Raw genomic sequence first — 15,941 nt, forward strand, 5'->3', positions numbered from 1 at the left:
GCCTGAGCATCAGAACGTCTGTCCCTTGATTATCGCGAGGTGCTCGGCAACCGGGCCAAGCGCTAGCGCCGGGAAGAAGATCAAACCTCCAACCACAAGTATGACACCGATCAGCAAGCCGACGAAAAGCGGCCCGGTTGTCGGGAATGTGCCTGCGGATTGTGGGGCCGCTTTCTTGGCGACAAGCGAACCGGCTATGGCGAGTGCGGGAACAATCACGAGAAACCGGCCCATCAACATGGCAAGACCGATGGTGATATTGTACCAGGGCGTATTGCCTGAGAGGCCGCCAAAGGCTGAACCATTGTTCGCGGTGCCTGAAGTATAGGCATAGAGAATTTCCGAGAAGCCATGCGGTCCGGGGTTGGCGATAGAAGCCAGGCCGGTCGGAAGAACCGAGGCGATGGCCGTGAAGCCCAGAATGGACAATGGCAGACAGAGAACGGCGAGCATCGCCATTTTCACTTCCTTGGCTTCGATTTTCTTGCCCAGATATTCGGGAGTACGCCCGACCATCAACCCGGCCACGAAAATGGCAACGACAACGAACAGGACGATACCGTAGAAGCCTGCGCCTACACCGCCGATGATGATCTCACCCAGCATCATATTGATCATGGGGATCATTCCGCCCAGCGCCATCATACTGTCATGCATGGCGATAACGGCCCCGCATGATGCAGCGGTTGTGACGACTGCGAAAAGCGCAGACATTGCGATGCCGAAGCGCGTTTCCTTGCCTTCCATGTTGCCGCCATCAATACCGAGCGCATGGATGAGGGGATTGCCAGCAGCTTCTGCCCAGTAGCAGATTGCGACACCTGCAACGAACAATATGCCCATGGCAGCAAAGATCGCCCATCCCTGACGCTCGTTGCCGACCATTCGCCCGAAGACGTTGGTCAGTGAAGCGCCGATGACGAAAATCGCAACCATCTGGATCATGTTGGAGATGGCATCAGGGTTTTCGAAGGGATGCGCGGAATTAGCATTGAAGAAGCCGCCCCCATTGGTGCCAAGCATCTTGATGGCCAACTGTGAAGCAACCGGCCCAAGTGCGATCACCTGTCTTGCGCCTTCCAGCGTCGTAGCTTCGGCATAAGCGCTAATTGTTTGCGGCACGCCCAGGCTGACGAACGCCAACGTAAGCGCGATGCAGAGCGGTAAGAGAATGTAGAGCGTGCATCGCGTAAGGTCGATCCAGAAGTTTCCGAGTGTCTTCATGGATTTGCGCGAGAACGCTCGAATGAGCGCTATGGCAATGGCAACGCCTGTTGCGGCCGAAACAAAGTTCTGCACCGTCAGCCCCACCATTTGAGTCAGGTAGGACATGGTACTTTCTCCACCATAGTTCTGCCAATTCGTATTGGTGACAAAACTAGCAGTGGTGTTGAAGGCGAGATCTGCCGGAACGTTGCTCATACCCATCGGATTGAAGGGCAGGGAGCCCTGAAACCGTTGCAGCATGTAAAGCAGCAGAAAACCGGCAAGGTTGAATAGCAGCAGGGAGGTAGTGTAGGTCGTCCAGTGCTGTTCTTCTCGTTCGCTTGTGCCTGCGAGACGATAAAGCCCGCGCTCGACAGGAACGAGGACAGGTGAAAGGAACATCCGTTCACCGCTGAAAACGCGCGTCATGTAGCCGCCGAGCGGCTTGACGAGCAAAATGATGATCCCGCAAAAAACGAGAATCTGAATCCATCCATTAAGTGTCATGATTTTTTCCGAGGCCTGAATGGCTGCCGGTTACGCGGTTGGCCGGAGACCGGCTTAGAACCGCTCCGGTCGTATAAGCGCGTAAAGGAGGTAGGCGGCTATGAAGACCGCAACCAAAGCGCCAGCGATGTATTCAATCATCATGGCGTGCCTCAGAGCTTTTCGCAGATGCGCAGATAGCCGAACAATAGCGCAAAGAAGCCGATGCCAATTGCAAGGACGGCGAGATCCATAGTCATGCCTGAATTGCCCGAAAGGGCTCCCTGTTTCTTACAGGGGCATTATGTTGCTGCTATGCATAGGGTTTCGAGAGCAGGCACGACGCAAAAAAATAAAAAACTCATATATGGAATGCGGTCGAAGGCGAAACGGCCTGGGTTGATGTTGCGCCTCAAGCTGCTCAGGAATTAGAGCGATGTTGCCGCAGCGGCTGCACGACCGGCCGCTCGACCGGAAAATATACAGCCGCCGAGAAACGTTCCTTCAAGTGCATTGTAACCATGGTAGCCGCCCCCACCGAAGCCGGCAGCTTCGCCTGCTGCATATAGTCCGGGTATCTTTTCGCCGGCCTCGTTCAGCACTTGCGCGTCCAAGTCCGTGTGCAGCCCGCCAAGTGTCTTGCGCGTTAGAATATGCAGTTTGACGGCAATAAGTGGCCCGTTCGAGGGGGCCAGCAGCGGGTGTAGCGGTACAGCACGTGTGAGACGATCACCGATATAAGCTCGGGCATTGTGTATCGCCATCACTTGAGCATCCTTGGAATAACGGTTCACTATCTCGCGATCCCGTGCTTCGATTTGATCGCGGATATGGTCGAGTTTGAGAAGCTTTTCTCCTGTCAAGCCATTCATTTTTTTAACGAGTTCTTGCAGAGTTCCGGCTGTAAGGAAATCGGCTCCGTTTTCCAGGAACGCTTTGACTGGCGGTGGCGGCGCTTTGCCGAGGCGGCTTTTCAGTAAGAGCTTCCAGTCTTTGCCGGTAAGATCCGGATTTTGCTCCGATCCAGACAGAGAGAATTCTTTGCGGATGATTTTCTCGGTTAGAATAAACCAGGAATAGTCGTAGCCGGTCGAAAGAATGTGCTTGAGCGTACCAAGCGTATCGAACCCCGGGAGATAGGGAGCGGGAAGACGATTACCCTTGGCGTCGAACCACATTGAGGATGGTCCCGGTAGAATACGAATACCATGGTTCGGCCAGATGGGGTCCCAGTTCCGGAGTCCCTCGGTATAGTGCCACATGCGGTCGGCATTGATGACGTGACCGCCTGCAGCCACAGCGATATCGATGCCTCGCCCGTCGACATGGGCTGGTACACCCAACACCATTTCTTTCGGTGGGTTGCCGAGCCTGTCGCGTGGCCAGGCTCTCCGGACCTTATCCGGATCGCCGCCGATGCCGCCAGATGTGACGATTACACAGTCAGCGAAATAGGCAAACTCTCCCGCGATATCCCGGGATGAAGATTGCCCACGCTCAACGGTCGAGGGTGCCAGTACTTCGCCGTAAACTCCACTGGCTCGTCCGCCGGTAGTGGCGATGCTATTGACGCGATGGCGGCATTTTAAGGTTATGAGTCCTTTGTTGATAGAATCACGGAGCGATCGCTCGAATGGAGCCACGACACCTGGTCCAGTGCCCCAGGTTACGTGAAAACGTGGTACTGAGTTGCCGTGGCCATCTGCTCTCGCCCCGCCACGTTCTGCCCAGCCGACGACAGGAAACCAGCGCATGCCTAGACTATGCAGCCAGGATCGCATTTCGCCAGCGGCGAACTCCAGATAGGATGCGGCCCAGCGCTTCGGCCAATGATCCTCGAGCCTGTCAAATTGTGCCGACCCGAACCAATCCTGCCGCGCGAGATCGATATTGTCCTTTATGCCAAGGCGACGCTGTTCGGGACTGTCGACCATGAACAGTCCACCGAGTGACCAGAACGCTTGTCCGCCAATGGAATTCTCACCTTCTTGTTCGAGAAGAATGACTTTGCGCCCGGCAGCGGCCAGTTCATGCGCTGCGACAAGTCCGGCTAGTCCTGCTCCAATGATAATGGCGTCTGCATCCTCCATCCCCGCTTCCTCTCTCCAAAAAGCGCTTGATAAGCGCATCGTGACCGAAGGGATGATTTGTTGCAAGCTGCAGCCGCAAGTCGTCAACCGAAGAAATACGGCACGATCCAATCGGTAATCAGCTTGATGGAAAGCCCGAACAAGGTCATCTGTACCAAGAGGAAAAATGGGCCATCCGGCATGATCCGGGTCAGCTTGGCGCCGACGAAGGTGCCGATGACTGCGGCAGGGACAAGCCAAAGACCAAGTGATGTGTCGAGATTGGAAAACTGTTGCAACTGCCAGTAAGGCACCAGCTTTACGGCGTTGACGATGGCAAAAAGAATGGTCGATGTACCAGCGAAAACCAGTTTTGGAAGGTGCTGCGGCAGCACATACATCTGAAACGGTGGTGCGCCGGAATGAGAGACAAAGCTGGTCAAGCCTGTGATTACGCCCCAGAAAATGCCGCCGGGAACATCCGCCTTTCGTGCCTTTTTACGATAATGCGCACCGAACCACGCATTGAAGCAGAAAAGGATGCCGACCAACCCAACCAGCATTCCAATGAATGTGGGAGACAGATGTGCGCTGAACATCCAGCCTATGCCGACGCCGAGAATTGCCGCTGGTGTCAGGATCGCAAGATTGCGTGCGGAAAAGTGATGGCGATAAAGATACAGGCCGAACATGTCGCTGATAACATAGATCGGGAGCAGAAGTGCGGCTGCGGTGACTGGAGATATGACAAGTGCCATCAATGGAACGGCAAGCGTACCGACCGATGGTAGTCCGCCTTTTGAAAGCCCGACGAGAAATGCTGCAATCACTGCGATTGCCAGGAACAGGGGCGTATGTTCGATCATATGATGGTGAGGTTATCTTTTGTGGGGGGCAGGAACACATCTCCGGTCGTTGGGCCGGAGATGTTTTGTTTGGAGATCAGGCGTGAGCCCATTCCCAATAAAGAGCACGAGCGCGTTTCGTCAGCGGTCCATATTCAAGTTTGCGATCATCAAACCCGATAATCGGCACGACTTTACTCATATTACCTGTTGAGAAGATTTCGTCAGCTTCGCGGAAATCGTCAATCTTCAAAGTGGTTTCGTGAACGGAGATACCTGCTTCGCGTAACAGATTGAGTACACGCTGACGAGTGATGCCGTTCAGGAATGTGCCATTGGGAACCGGTGTGAACACCTCGCCGCCCCGGACCATGAAGACGTTCGAGGTTGCAGTTTCGGCGACGTTTCCGAGAACATCGGTCACCAATGCATTGTGAAAGCCTTTTGCCTTTGCCTCACGCAGCATACGTGCGTTGTTCGGATAAAGACAGGCGGCCTTAGCATTGACCGGCATGACTTCCAGGTACGGTCGCCGGAATGATGTCGTGGTGATCGTAAAACCCTTCGGCTCGACCATAGGGATCGCTTCAAGGCAGAGCGCAAAATCCGTGGATGACGCAAGCGGCGCGACTGTGCTGGCGTCACCTTCTTCTGCCCAGTACATGGGGCGGATATAAACATCCGTACCCGGCGCGAACTTTTTCAAGCCCTCACGTGCGAGTGCCTCGATATCGTTGGCGGAGAGCGTCGGCTCCAGGCCCAGGGCACAGGCTGAATCATTGGCGCGTGCAGAGTGACGATCAAGGTCCGGTGTTACACCTTCAAAGAGGCGTGCGCCGTCAAATACCAGCGAACCAAGCCAGGTCGCTTGTGAGGCCGCACCGAGAATGCGAACATCGCCTTCGCGCCATTCGCCCTTGTAATAGGTCCACATCGCCCGTTTATCGGTCATTTCCCTAGTCCTTTAACAGTATCAGTTTTCATGTTTTTGCCTGCGTCAGGGCGCATTCAGACACAGATCGTTATCGGAATAATGTTTGAAACGCGTCTCGACAACTTTGGATCGGATCAATGTCCTAAGCACTTCTAATCGAAACGTAATTTTATCGATCATGTACAGGTTACCTATATCGTAGGAGGAGGCAACGCTGTAGACAAGCGCGAAGTTGTCATTACCTGCTTTCAAGATTGCTCCATTTTGTCTTCTACAAGTGCCGGGGTCGGTTCCGATGTGGCAACAGCAGGAGGCCCTTTGACGCCCCGTTGCCTTTCGCGGATGAAAGTGAAGAGCCCGGAAATGGTGATGAGAACAATGCCGATCAGCATCGGCGTGTCTATGTGATCGTGGAAGACAAAATATCCGAAAAGGATCGCCCATATCATCTGGCTATACTGTGGGGAGGCAATCGCACTCGCCGGCGCGCGTTGGGCCGCGAGTATCAGCAGGATGTTGGCAAGCGCGGCGAGAAGGCCATATCCTGCGAGATAAACCCATTGCTCGGTATTTGGCGCTTCGTATGAGGAAACCATCAATGCGCCACAGATGATGATGGGTCCGATCAGTCCGCTCGTATAGAGCGATATGCGCTTTTCGTGCTTGCCCATGACACGGAAGATGATGATGCTCATCGCGCCACCCATGCCGGCCGCAAGCGCTCCGAGGTGGCCGATTGAGAGCTCCCTGAAGCCGGGGCGGAGTACAATCAGCACGCCAACAAAGCCGATCAGAACCGCCGACCATCGCCGCCAGCCAACTTGCTCCTTCAAGAACACGACAGAAAGTATTGTCACATATGCCGGCAGGAGGAAAATGAGCGCGAAGGCTTCCGCCATGGACAGATGCGTAAATGCTGTAACGCTGCCTATCGTTCCCATTGCAGCGGTCACGGTACGCAGCAACCACATTTTGATATTGGTTGTGCGAAACATATCGAGCCAGACATCGCCAGCTTTTTTTGTAAAGGGAATGGCAAGTAGACCAAGTACAGCGCCGAAGAAAGCAACTTCGTAAGGCGACAGCGTGCCATCAAGAAACTTGACGCAGGCATCGCTGACGGCGAATGCCGCATAGGACGCAAATGCGAGAAAAATACCATAAAGCATGACGATGTCCGAAAGAAACGGGGGAGGAGTTCGTTCCGAACGCTCCATTAATCGATTAGAAGCCTATTGGCAAAAGACATTTCGGAAATTCCGCATTTAAGTCTATAAGCGAGCCATTGCTTTGAAGAGAAGTAAATTCGACCTTTTCAAGGTTGCGAGCTCAAGCAAAAACGCATGCCTTGTTTGCAATCATATCCGTGGTGGAAATTTAGACAAACGCCTATTTAGCAATCATCCAAACGAGGAGAAAGCAAATGAACATTCGTCAGAAAGTACAGCAGTTCGTATCCCGCCGCCGCGCTATCCGTGAGCTTGGTGCTATGGACGACCACCTTCTTGCCGACATTGGTGTTTCGCGTTCGCAGATTCATAGCGCCGTTTTCGGTAAGTAATAACTTATGGCGTGTCTCTCGAAGGATCGCCCTGTAAGTATAAATCGAATAAAGTAACAAAGCGTCGGTCTCCAGTCCCGGCGCTTTTGTTTTATGGATTGCTCATTTAATTAATTCTTTGATCAGAACCCTTCAGTCTTCGGTCGTGTGATGCCTCTTTTATGTTCCGTTATCAGCTTGAAATCCTCGTTTGCTTATTCTTCGGTCACACATCGCTAATGAGACGCAATCCGTACCATTTTGGGACAGGCGGCAATTGTCGTCGGGCCAATTTTCCGTCAGCTTATATCTGCGGGGGCAGGCGATGAAGATGGGATCCTTCCGTTGTAGCTGCGGTAAATTTGCCGTTCTTCATCGCCTCTTATTTCATAGCGATGTCTATTGCCGGAATTTATTGCATTCATTATCCGAAGTGATTGCTACAGGCATTGTGAAAAATGCAGGAGTGCACGTACATCTACCTCTTGCGCATCGGGTGGTCTCCGGCTTATCTGGCCACCCGATGACGCAAAGGCAATTACATCATGGACATTATCTGGCGTGGGATTCTGATTGGAATCGGCGCAACGGTCGTAATGGACTTGTGGGCACTTTTGCTGGCTGCATTGCCGGGGCAGGCACGCCCCAATTGGGGATTGGTTGGCCGGTGGTTCTGGCATCTTCGCCACGGGAAAATTTTTCACGATGATATTTCCGACGCCGAACCTTATGGGCATGAAATAGCGCTTGGGTGGATTGGACATTATGCCGTCGGTATTCTTTACGGTGTCGTCTTTGCCATTTATGGTGGCTCGGAATGGTTCGCTGACCCCGTATTTCTACCGGTCTGGATTTTTGGCATTCTGACAGTTGCGGCAGGGTGGTTTTTGCTGCAACCCGGTTTGGGAATCGGTTGGGCGGCATCCAAATTGCCGAACGCTCGCAATGTCCGCTACCTCAACCTTATTGCGCATACGGTTTTTGCGCTTGGCATGTATGGCACGGCACTGCTCTTACAAAGCCCATTTCAATCAGTCAGTTAGAAAAAAGAACACACGCTCGCGAACTGTCTTTTTTGAATCTGTTTCAAATATTTCCTGACAAATGAGTGGCTGGCGCACAACGAGATCTCAGTCCACACTAAATCATGTCAACAAACTGGCATGCACACGGCAGAACTGTGCTTTTGTTCGTGATGGGTGTATGGGGAACATGTCCGACTGCAAATCTGCAGCGGCAACTAACATTATGGCAATCGCATAGGTTGCTTCAGTTCGACACATTGCGAAGCGCAACAGGTTGCGCGTCGTGATTTCACGCGAACTGAGGTGCCAATTGACGGGCGCTTTGCCTTGGAGGGACGATGCTCGAAAAGCTGTTCAAATTGCAGGAACACGGCACTACGGCGAGAACGGAAATTATCGCCGGCGTGACGACCTTCCTGACCATGTCTTACATCATCTTCGTAAATCCGGACATTCTGTCCACGACAGGTATGGATCGAAACGCTGTTTTCGTTGCCACCTGCCTAGCGGCAGCTCTCGGCTCGATCATCATGGCGCTCGTTGCGAACTGGCCTATCGGCATGGCGCCAGGCATGGGTCTCAACGCCTTCTTCGCGTTCACCGTTGTCGGGGCGATGGGTTTTTCTTGGCAGCAGGCGCTGGGTGCCGTTTTCATTTCCGGTATTATCTTCCTTCTTCTGACCGTGACAGGCATACGCCGCTGGCTGGTTGAAGGCATTCCGCATTCGCTGCGAAGTGCGATCGCTGCGGGTATCGGCATGTTCCTGGCCCTGATCGGTCTGAAAAGCGCTGGTGTCGTCGTTGGCAATGAAGCAACTTTGGTCGGGCTTGGGGATCTGACGAAATCTGGTCCACTGCTGGCTATTGCCGGCTTCTTCATCATCGCCGTGCTGGATGCTTTGAAAGTTCGCGGTGCGATCCTTATAGGTATTCTTGTCGTCACCGTTGCATCTATCGCTCTTGGCATCAGCCAGTTCGGTGGTGTTTTCTCGGCTCCACCGAGCCTTGCGCCGACCTTCCTTCAGCTTGATGTGATGGGCGCTCTGCATACCGGCATTCTGCATGTCATTCTGGTTTTCGTTCTGGTTGAAGTTTTCGATGCTACCGGTACGCTGATTGGTGTGGCGAAGCGGGGCGGCCTGATCGAACCAGGTAAACCCAACCGTCTCGGGCGTGCCCTTTTTGCCGATAGTACTGCCATTCTTGGCGGCTCGCTTCTCGGTACTTCCTCTACGACGGCTTATGTCGAAAGTGCATCGGGTGTTCAGGCTGGTGGCCGTACGGGCCTGACAGCTTTGGTTGTCGCACTTCTGTTTCTTGCAGCCTTGTTCATTTCGCCGCTTGCCGGTTCGGTTCCGGCTTATGCGACTGCACCGGCTCTGATCTACGTCGCTTGCTTGATGATGCGTGAATTGACCGAGATCGAATGGCACGATGTAACGGAAGCTGCACCTGCAGCGCTGACGGCTTTGGCCATCCCGTTCACCTACTCGATTGCCAACGGCCTGGCCTTCGGCTTCATCAGCTATGTCGTTCTCAAAGCCTTCACTGGCAAGGCACGAGACATTCATCTCGCTACATGGCTGGTTGCCGCACTCTTCGTCATCCGCTTCGCATTCTTTGCGGAATGACAATAAAAGCGCCGGGCTGAAATGGTCCGGCGCTTGTTCTGCAATATCGGGAGGAATAGAACTGTGCAAACAGATGAACTGAAACTGCTGGAAAAACTGATCGACGTTATCGAGCAGGATGTTATTCCGCTGACTGAACGAGGAGTTGCAGAAGGCAATAAGGTGTTCGGTGCGGCCTTGTTGCGCAAATCAGATCTATCTCTTGTTCTTGCTGAAACCAACAATGAGACTGAAAATCCGCTCTGGCACGGCGAAGTGCATACTTTGAAGCGCTTCTACGAGATGCCGGAGAACGGACGTCCAGACCCGAAGGATATGGTCTTTCTTTCCACCCACGAGCCTTGTTCGATGTGTCTTTCAGCCATCACTTGGAGCGGTTTCGACAATTTCTACTATCTCTTCAGCCATGAAGATTCACGAGATGCTTTTTCAATTCCGCACGATTTGAAGATTCTCAAAGAAGTCTTCACGCTGGAGCCAGGTGGGTACAATCGCGATAATGCTTTCTGGCATAGTCATTCGATTCCTAAGATGGTTGCATCTCTACCGGACGCCGATCGGTCGCGCCTCGGCAAGAGGCTTGACGCCATTTTCGCCCAATACGATGAATTGTCCCGGACTTATCAGGCCAGTAAAGATGGAAACGCTATTCCGCTTAACTGAGAAATTTATGGAATTCGGCGAAAGCGTTTCAGTACCGAACAGGCTCACAGTCTTGCGCGTACTCGCAAGCTGGCTGAACGGATCAATAATTGTCTGAAGGCTGCTTGAATCATCAGAATAGGCGGCGCGATGAGCGCGGCCTATTCTTTTGGTTCAGGCTTTATTATTTGCGGATTTCACTGATCTGCTTTTGTACCGCATCGATGACATCGTCGCCGATCTGCGACTTGTACTTGGCATAGATCGGCTGGGACTTCTCGAGCATGCGGGCATGCTCTTCCGGTGAAAGAGTGTTCACCTCCAGACCTGCTTCCTTAATCTTCTCGAGCGACTTCTGGTTCAGTTCGCGAATGACCTTGCGTTCAACGTCGCGGCCGACAACTGCGCATTCACGCAACGCGGCCTGTTCCTCCGGTGAATACGTGTCGAAGATCGGCTTGGAGTACAGGAAAAGAAACGGCGTGTAGGCGTGTTTCGTTTCCGTGACGAATTTCTGTACCTCATAGAACTTTGATGTATCGATCGTGACGTAAGGGTTTTCCTGTGCGTCTATAGCCTTTGTTTCCAGTGCTGAGAAGATTTCACCAAAAGCCATAGGCGTGGCATTGGCACCGAAATTCTGGAACGTATCGAGGAAGATGTTGTTCTGCATCACGCGGACTTTCATACCGCTGAAGTCTTCCCACTTATTGACCGGATGTTTTGAGTTCGAAAGATTCCGGAACCCGTTCTCCCAATAGGCAAGATTGACGAGGCCGACGGCTGCCAACTTTTCGTCCATCATCTTCCCGAACGAACCGTCGACGACAGCATCTGCTTCTTTATCATTTGCGAAGAGAAACGGCAGGTCGAACACGCCCAGTGCCGGAACGATGCCGACGAGCGGTGATGATGACGTGACCACACCTTCTTGCACACCGGAACGTAGCGCCTGTGTTGCCTGCAAATCGCCACCCAGCGCTCCACCCCAGAAAGCGGTTATCTTCATCTTGCCGCCGGACTTCTCTGCAAGGCATTCATTCATGGCCTTTATGCCATTGCCGACGGGATGATCCTCATTAATACCGTTCGAGACGCGGATGTTGCGATCTTGAAATTCGGCGAATGCAGGTACGGTTAGCGCTCCCGCCATGAGGGCGGTCGTTGCCAGCATAATCAGTTTTCTCATAGAACTCTCCTCCCAGAGTTGATGTTAAACCTAATGAAGCCAGTTCATGGGCACCAATACGAGACTTGGAAACAGAACCAGCAGGAACAGAACGATCACCTGTGAAATCAGGAACGGATTGACACCAGCGACCACTTTTCCAAGCGGCACCTTTGAGACGCCGCTCACCACGTTCAGCACTACGCCAACAGGCGGAGTGATAAGCCCGATACTGTTGTTCATGATGAACAGGACACCGAAATAGGCCGGATCGATGCCCGCTTGTTTGACTATCGGCATCAGGACCGGAGTCAGGATCAGGATTGTCGGCGTAAGGTCCAATGCGGTTCCGACCACGAGCACCAGGATCATGATCGCAAACATCAGCAGTTTGGGGCTGTCAATCAGCGGAGCAATATAGCCGCTGATTTCTGCCGGAATGTTTGCTGCCGTTATCAGCCATGACGAAACCAGCGCCGAGGCGACAAGAAACATAATGACGGAGGTTGTTTTCGCGGCCCGTAGAAAGACGCCATAGAGATCGACAAATCTGAGTTCTCGATAAATGAACATACCAACAAAGAGAGCATAGGCTGCGGCTACCACGGCTGCTTCTGTTGGCGTCATGACACCCATTCGAATGCCGCCGAGGATGATGATTGGCATACCGAGCGCCCATAGTGCGCGCGCGGTCGCTTGTAGCCGATCTTTACCGGATTGCTTCGGAAGTACTTTTAGATTGTCTTTTCTGACAACAATCTGCCAGGTGAAGAGAAGGGCGATACCCATCATCAGGCCCGGCACGATGCCGGCCATGAAAAGCTGCGTTATGGATACATTGGCCGCAACACCGAATACGATCATTGCCATTGATGGCGGGATAACCGGCGCGATGATGCCACCGGCAGCCATTAACCCGGCAGAACGCGGGATGTTGTAGCCCGCTTTCGCCATCATGGGGACGAGGATGGTTGCAAGCGCCGCAGTATCGGCAGCGGCCGAACCCGATACGCTTGCCATGATGATAGCCGCGAGAATTGCAACGACACCGAGGCCGCCGCGAATATGGCCCACACAAGCTATGGCGAAATCAATGATGCGGCGGGATAAACCGCCCGAATTCATCAGTTCACCGGCCAGAATGAAAAAAGGAATTGCCAGAAGGGTGAAGGAGTCGACACCGGCAATCATGTTCTGCGCAATGATCTGCGTGTTGAACATTCCCATGTACAGCATGAGAATGACACCACAGAACATAAGCGAGAATGCGATCGGAACACCGATGGCCATGGCGCCGAGGAGCGAGCCGACAAATACTACAAGTGTCATGTCGTCTACTCCATAAGATGGTCGAGTGAGTGTTCGCCCGCAAAGGTGGCAATTTCCTCATCGGTCAAGCGACCGGTGACAGCCCGCAAGAAACGCTCGGTAGCAATGATGAACATCGCACTGCCTGTGAATAGCCCGACGCCATATACCCAGATCATCGAAAGGCCCGTAACGGGTGCAACCATGCTGGCATTGATGTCGAACTGTTTCCACGTGCCCCAAAAGAAGATTCCCGAGCACAACATGACGATCAGATAGCTGATTGCCATGCACGTGATACGGCCTTGTCGCCCGAAGCGAGCAACGAGGGACTCAATACCCAGATGGCTGTTCTCTCGGAAGGTGAGAACAGCGCCGAGAAACGCTACCCAGACGAAGAAATAACGTGAAAGTTCTTCCGATACGGTCAGTCCGGAATTTGCGGCGTAGCGCAAAATCACGTTGACGAAGACCATGATAGCCATGCCGGCGAGGAGGAAGACGAGAATTGCGCCAAGTATCTTATAGAAGAGGTCGATGGCTTTCGTCATATGTCCGCCCTCAGACTTTATCGAGCAGATCGCGGGCTTGCAGATTCTGGATCAGCGCCCTGATGCCGAATGTCCATTCCGGACATTTGTCGGTGCGGTCGACCCAGTTGACGAGTCGCCCGAGCTTGGGAGTGGATATTTCAACGCGGTCACCGACTTCGTGCGTGAAGCCTTGTCCGGCACCACGACGGTCCTTGACGGGGGCGAACATCGTGCCGAGGAATAATACAGCGCCGTCTGGATATTGATGATTGCGGTTCATCATCTGTGATGCGAGATTTTCCGGGTCGCGGCTGATTGCTTCCATCGGGCTTTCGCCCGTCATTTCGAAGCGGTCCGCTCCATGGACCGTCAGCGACAGCTTGAGCTTGCGCAATACATCCATGGTGAATTCACCGTCAAACAGACGAATGAATGGCCCGATAGCGCAGGATGCATTGTTATCTTTAGCTTTGCCAAGCAGGAGTGCCGAACGCCCTTCGACGTCTCGAAGATTGACGTCATTGCCGAGGGTTGCACCAATAATGCGTCCGTCTGAAGCGACGACCAATACGACTTCAGGTTCGGGATTGTTCCATTGCGAAATCGGTAGAATGCCGACAGTCGCACCGCATCCGACGGCGGACATAGGTTGGGATTTGGTGAAGATTTCTGCATCTGGGCCAATGCCCACTTCCAGATATTGGGACCATAGCCCCATTTCCTGGAGGAGCGCTTTGACCTCCGCGGCTTTTTCGGAGCCAGCCACGACGCCCCGCAAACTGTCGCCAATAACGGGGGCGAGACGTTCACGAACTTCGCGGGCGCGGGAAGGGTCGCCCTTTGCCTGTTCCTCAATCACGCGTTCGAGCATGCTGTCAGCGAAGGTGACGCCTGCTGCTTTTATGGACTGTAAATCGATAGGAGCTAGCAACTCCCCGCGGTTGCCGGAAAGAAAATCGTCGAGTGAGCCAAGGTTTGGGAAGCTGTCCGTATTTTTTAATTCGTTTACTAGCGAATTGCGTTCCAGAAGACCTGAAACAGTAGCCGACAAGCCGGATAAATCGTGCAGATGACCGTCTTTCACCAGTACCGGACAGGGGCCATTTTCTGCTTTTGACCATGCTCGGCCGATCAAAACCGCAGAATGGCTGTCTTCAGGCAAAATCGCCGTTGCTTTCAATTCACGCTTGTCTTGCACAGATATCCTCCCAATGCATGACCGTTTCCCGTGGGCCATATGTTGTCAGGATGTCTGACAACAATAGTAATATTATTATTAGCAGTCTGGAGTTGAGTCCAGCCTTCAGGCAGCGCCAAACTCAAAAATTAGATCGATCTGTTTTTCTTCGACTTACAGTGTATGCCTTGTCCATTTCCGGATTGAGTTCCATCCCGAGGCCTGCACCGGGTGGAACCGTAATCATGCCGTCCTTTACTTCGGGCAAGGCCGTAACAAGATCGCGATACCAGGTCTTGTAGAATGCGCGCACACTTTCCTGAATAAGTGCGTTCGGTGCGTTGAGCGACAGGTGCGTTGAAGCACACAGAACGACAGGACCGGTACAATCGTGTGGTGCAACCGGAAGATGCCAGGCTTCTGCCATAGCTGCGATCTTACGGGCTTCTGACAGACCACCGCACCAACTCAAGTCGAGCATGACAACGCCTGCGACGCCCGTTTCGAGCAAATCACGAAACGCCCAACGGCTTCCCAAGGTCTCTGAGGCACAGATTGGTGCGATGCTTGCTTCCGAATAACGTTTAAGACTGCCAAGGCTGTCCATCTTGATCGGGTCTTCGTGCCAGAAGGTCTTGAATGGCGCGAGTTCTCGCGCAATCTGCATGGCCGGTAGAAGCTGCCACATAGAATGGAATTCAACCATGATGTCCATGCGATCACCGACGGCTGCACGGATTTTCTCGAAAGGCTGCAATGCCGCCTTCAGATCAGGCTGGGAAATATATTGCCCGCGTGTTTTCTCCGCCGCCATGTCGAACGGCCAGATTTTCATTGCCGTTATGCCCTCGTCCAGCAACGAGAGTGCAAGTTCGTCTGCACGATGCAGGAAGCCATTAAGATCGTCATAATTGGCTCCTGCATTTGCAAGGCCATAATTGGTGGACTGCTGGCCAGTCGCTTTCTTTATGTATTCTGTTCCGGCACATGTATTGTATGTACGGATGGATTGACGGCTGAAGCCGCCGAGCAACTGAGCGATCGGAAGGTTGGCGGCTTTACCGTAGAGATCCCACAAGGCGATGTCGAACGCGGAGTTCCCACGCACTTCGGCGCCGGTTGAACGAAATCCGAGATAACCCACAAGGTCAGAGGCTAGCAGATCGATTTGCAACGGATCGCGCCCCAGAACACGCGGTGCCACATATTCGTGCAAGTAGGACTCGACCGTCTCGGACATGAAAAAAGTTTCGCCGAGCCCGGTAATTCCTTCGTCCGTATGAACTTCGACCCACAACAAGTTTGGCCGTTCGGCTACGCGGATCGTTTCGACTGCGATAATCTTCATTGCACCTCCCAATGCAACCGGAGTGCGTA

15 protein-coding genes are annotated in these 15,941 nt (G+C 53.1%); 4 read left to right on the forward strand and 11 right to left on the reverse strand.

Features of this window, described 5'->3' with window-relative positions; genetic code table 11:
- Nucleotides 1-9 precede the first annotated feature (9 nt).
- The 6 genes from kdpA to FIB18_RS01415 all read right to left on the reverse strand — a co-directional run bounded on the left by kdpA (nt 10) and on the right by FIB18_RS01415 (nt 6,709).
- Nucleotides 10-1,713: a potassium-transporting ATPase subunit KdpA gene (gene kdpA, locus FIB18_RS01390; RefSeq protein ID WP_140019044.1), complete on the reverse strand. Its 1,704-nt coding sequence runs from the start codon at nt 1,711-1,713 to the stop codon at nt 10-12.
- Nucleotides 1,714-1,767: 54 nt separating this feature from the next.
- Nucleotides 1,768-1,857, reverse strand: a complete 90-nt coding sequence (gene kdpF, locus FIB18_RS01395) for a K(+)-transporting ATPase subunit F (RefSeq protein ID WP_140019045.1) — start codon at nt 1,855-1,857, stop codon at nt 1,768-1,770.
- Nucleotides 1,858-2,120: 263 nt separating this feature from the next.
- Nucleotides 2,121-3,782, reverse strand: coding sequence for an FAD-binding dehydrogenase (locus FIB18_RS01400; protein ID WP_140019046.1), 1,662 nt, complete (start codon nt 3,780-3,782; stop codon nt 2,121-2,123).
- 83 nt (nt 3,783-3,865) lie between these two features.
- The gene (locus FIB18_RS01405) at nt 3,866-4,627 is read right to left on the reverse strand and encodes a sulfite exporter TauE/SafE family protein (RefSeq protein ID WP_140019047.1); all 762 of its coding nucleotides are present in this window, start codon (nt 4,625-4,627) and stop codon (nt 3,866-3,868) included.
- 76 nt (nt 4,628-4,703) lie between these two features.
- The gene (locus tag FIB18_RS01410; RefSeq protein ID WP_140019048.1) at nt 4,704-5,558 is read right to left on the reverse strand and encodes a branched-chain amino acid aminotransferase; all 855 of its coding nucleotides are present in this window, start codon (nt 5,556-5,558) and stop codon (nt 4,704-4,706) included.
- Between the two features lie 230 nt (nt 5,559-5,788).
- A complete protein-coding gene (locus FIB18_RS01415) occupies nt 5,789-6,709 on the reverse strand; it encodes a DMT family transporter (protein WP_140019049.1) in 921 nt (306 codons plus the stop codon).
- 254 nt (nt 6,710-6,963) lie between these two features.
- On the opposite strand from FIB18_RS01415, the gene FIB18_RS01420 reads away from it, so the two are divergent.
- From FIB18_RS01420 to FIB18_RS01435, 4 genes are all read left to right on the forward strand, one after another.
- A complete protein-coding gene (locus FIB18_RS01420; protein WP_010658957.1) occupies nt 6,964-7,101 on the forward strand; it encodes a DUF1127 domain-containing protein in 138 nt (45 codons plus the stop codon).
- 521 nt (nt 7,102-7,622) lie between these two features.
- A complete protein-coding gene (locus FIB18_RS01425; protein ID WP_174977385.1) occupies nt 7,623-8,123 on the forward strand; it encodes a DUF2938 domain-containing protein in 501 nt (166 codons plus the stop codon).
- Between the two features lie 320 nt (nt 8,124-8,443).
- On the forward strand, nt 8,444-9,736 hold the full coding sequence (locus FIB18_RS01430) for an NCS2 family permease (RefSeq protein WP_105544169.1): 1,293 nt from the start codon (nt 8,444-8,446) through the stop codon (nt 9,734-9,736).
- 63 nt (nt 9,737-9,799) lie between these two features.
- Nucleotides 9,800-10,399 carry a nucleoside deaminase gene (locus FIB18_RS01435; RefSeq protein ID WP_140019051.1) on the forward strand — a complete coding sequence of 200 codons (600 nt, stop codon included), beginning with the start codon at nt 9,800-9,802 and terminating at the stop codon, nt 10,397-10,399.
- Between the two features lie 163 nt (nt 10,400-10,562).
- Here FIB18_RS01435 and FIB18_RS01440 read toward each other — a convergent pair whose 3' ends face one another.
- The 5 genes from FIB18_RS01440 to FIB18_RS01460 all read right to left on the reverse strand — a co-directional run bounded on the left by FIB18_RS01440 (nt 10,563) and on the right by FIB18_RS01460 (nt 15,912).
- Nucleotides 10,563-11,567 carry a TRAP transporter substrate-binding protein gene (locus FIB18_RS01440; protein ID WP_140019052.1) on the reverse strand — a complete coding sequence of 335 codons (1,005 nt, stop codon included), beginning with the start codon at nt 11,565-11,567 and terminating at the stop codon, nt 10,563-10,565.
- A 30-nt stretch (nt 11,568-11,597) separates the two neighbouring features.
- Nucleotides 11,598-12,875 carry a TRAP transporter large permease gene (locus FIB18_RS01445; protein ID WP_140019053.1) on the reverse strand — a complete coding sequence of 426 codons (1,278 nt, stop codon included), beginning with the start codon at nt 12,873-12,875 and terminating at the stop codon, nt 11,598-11,600.
- A 5-nt stretch (nt 12,876-12,880) separates the two neighbouring features.
- Nucleotides 12,881-13,405 carry a TRAP transporter small permease gene (locus tag FIB18_RS01450; protein WP_140019054.1) on the reverse strand — a complete coding sequence of 175 codons (525 nt, stop codon included), beginning with the start codon at nt 13,403-13,405 and terminating at the stop codon, nt 12,881-12,883.
- 10 nt (nt 13,406-13,415) lie between these two features.
- A complete protein-coding gene (locus FIB18_RS01455; protein ID WP_140019055.1) occupies nt 13,416-14,585 on the reverse strand; it encodes a fumarylacetoacetate hydrolase family protein in 1,170 nt (389 codons plus the stop codon).
- A 121-nt stretch (nt 14,586-14,706) separates the two neighbouring features.
- On the reverse strand, nt 14,707-15,912 hold the full coding sequence (locus tag FIB18_RS01460) for a mandelate racemase/muconate lactonizing enzyme family protein (RefSeq protein ID WP_140019056.1): 1,206 nt from the start codon (nt 15,910-15,912) through the stop codon (nt 14,707-14,709).
- Between the last annotated feature and the right edge of the window lie 29 nt (nt 15,913-15,941).

It is taken from the genome of Brucella pecoris (assembly GCF_006376675.1).
Taxonomy (GTDB): Bacteria; Pseudomonadota; Alphaproteobacteria; order Rhizobiales; family Rhizobiaceae; genus Brucella; species Brucella pecoris.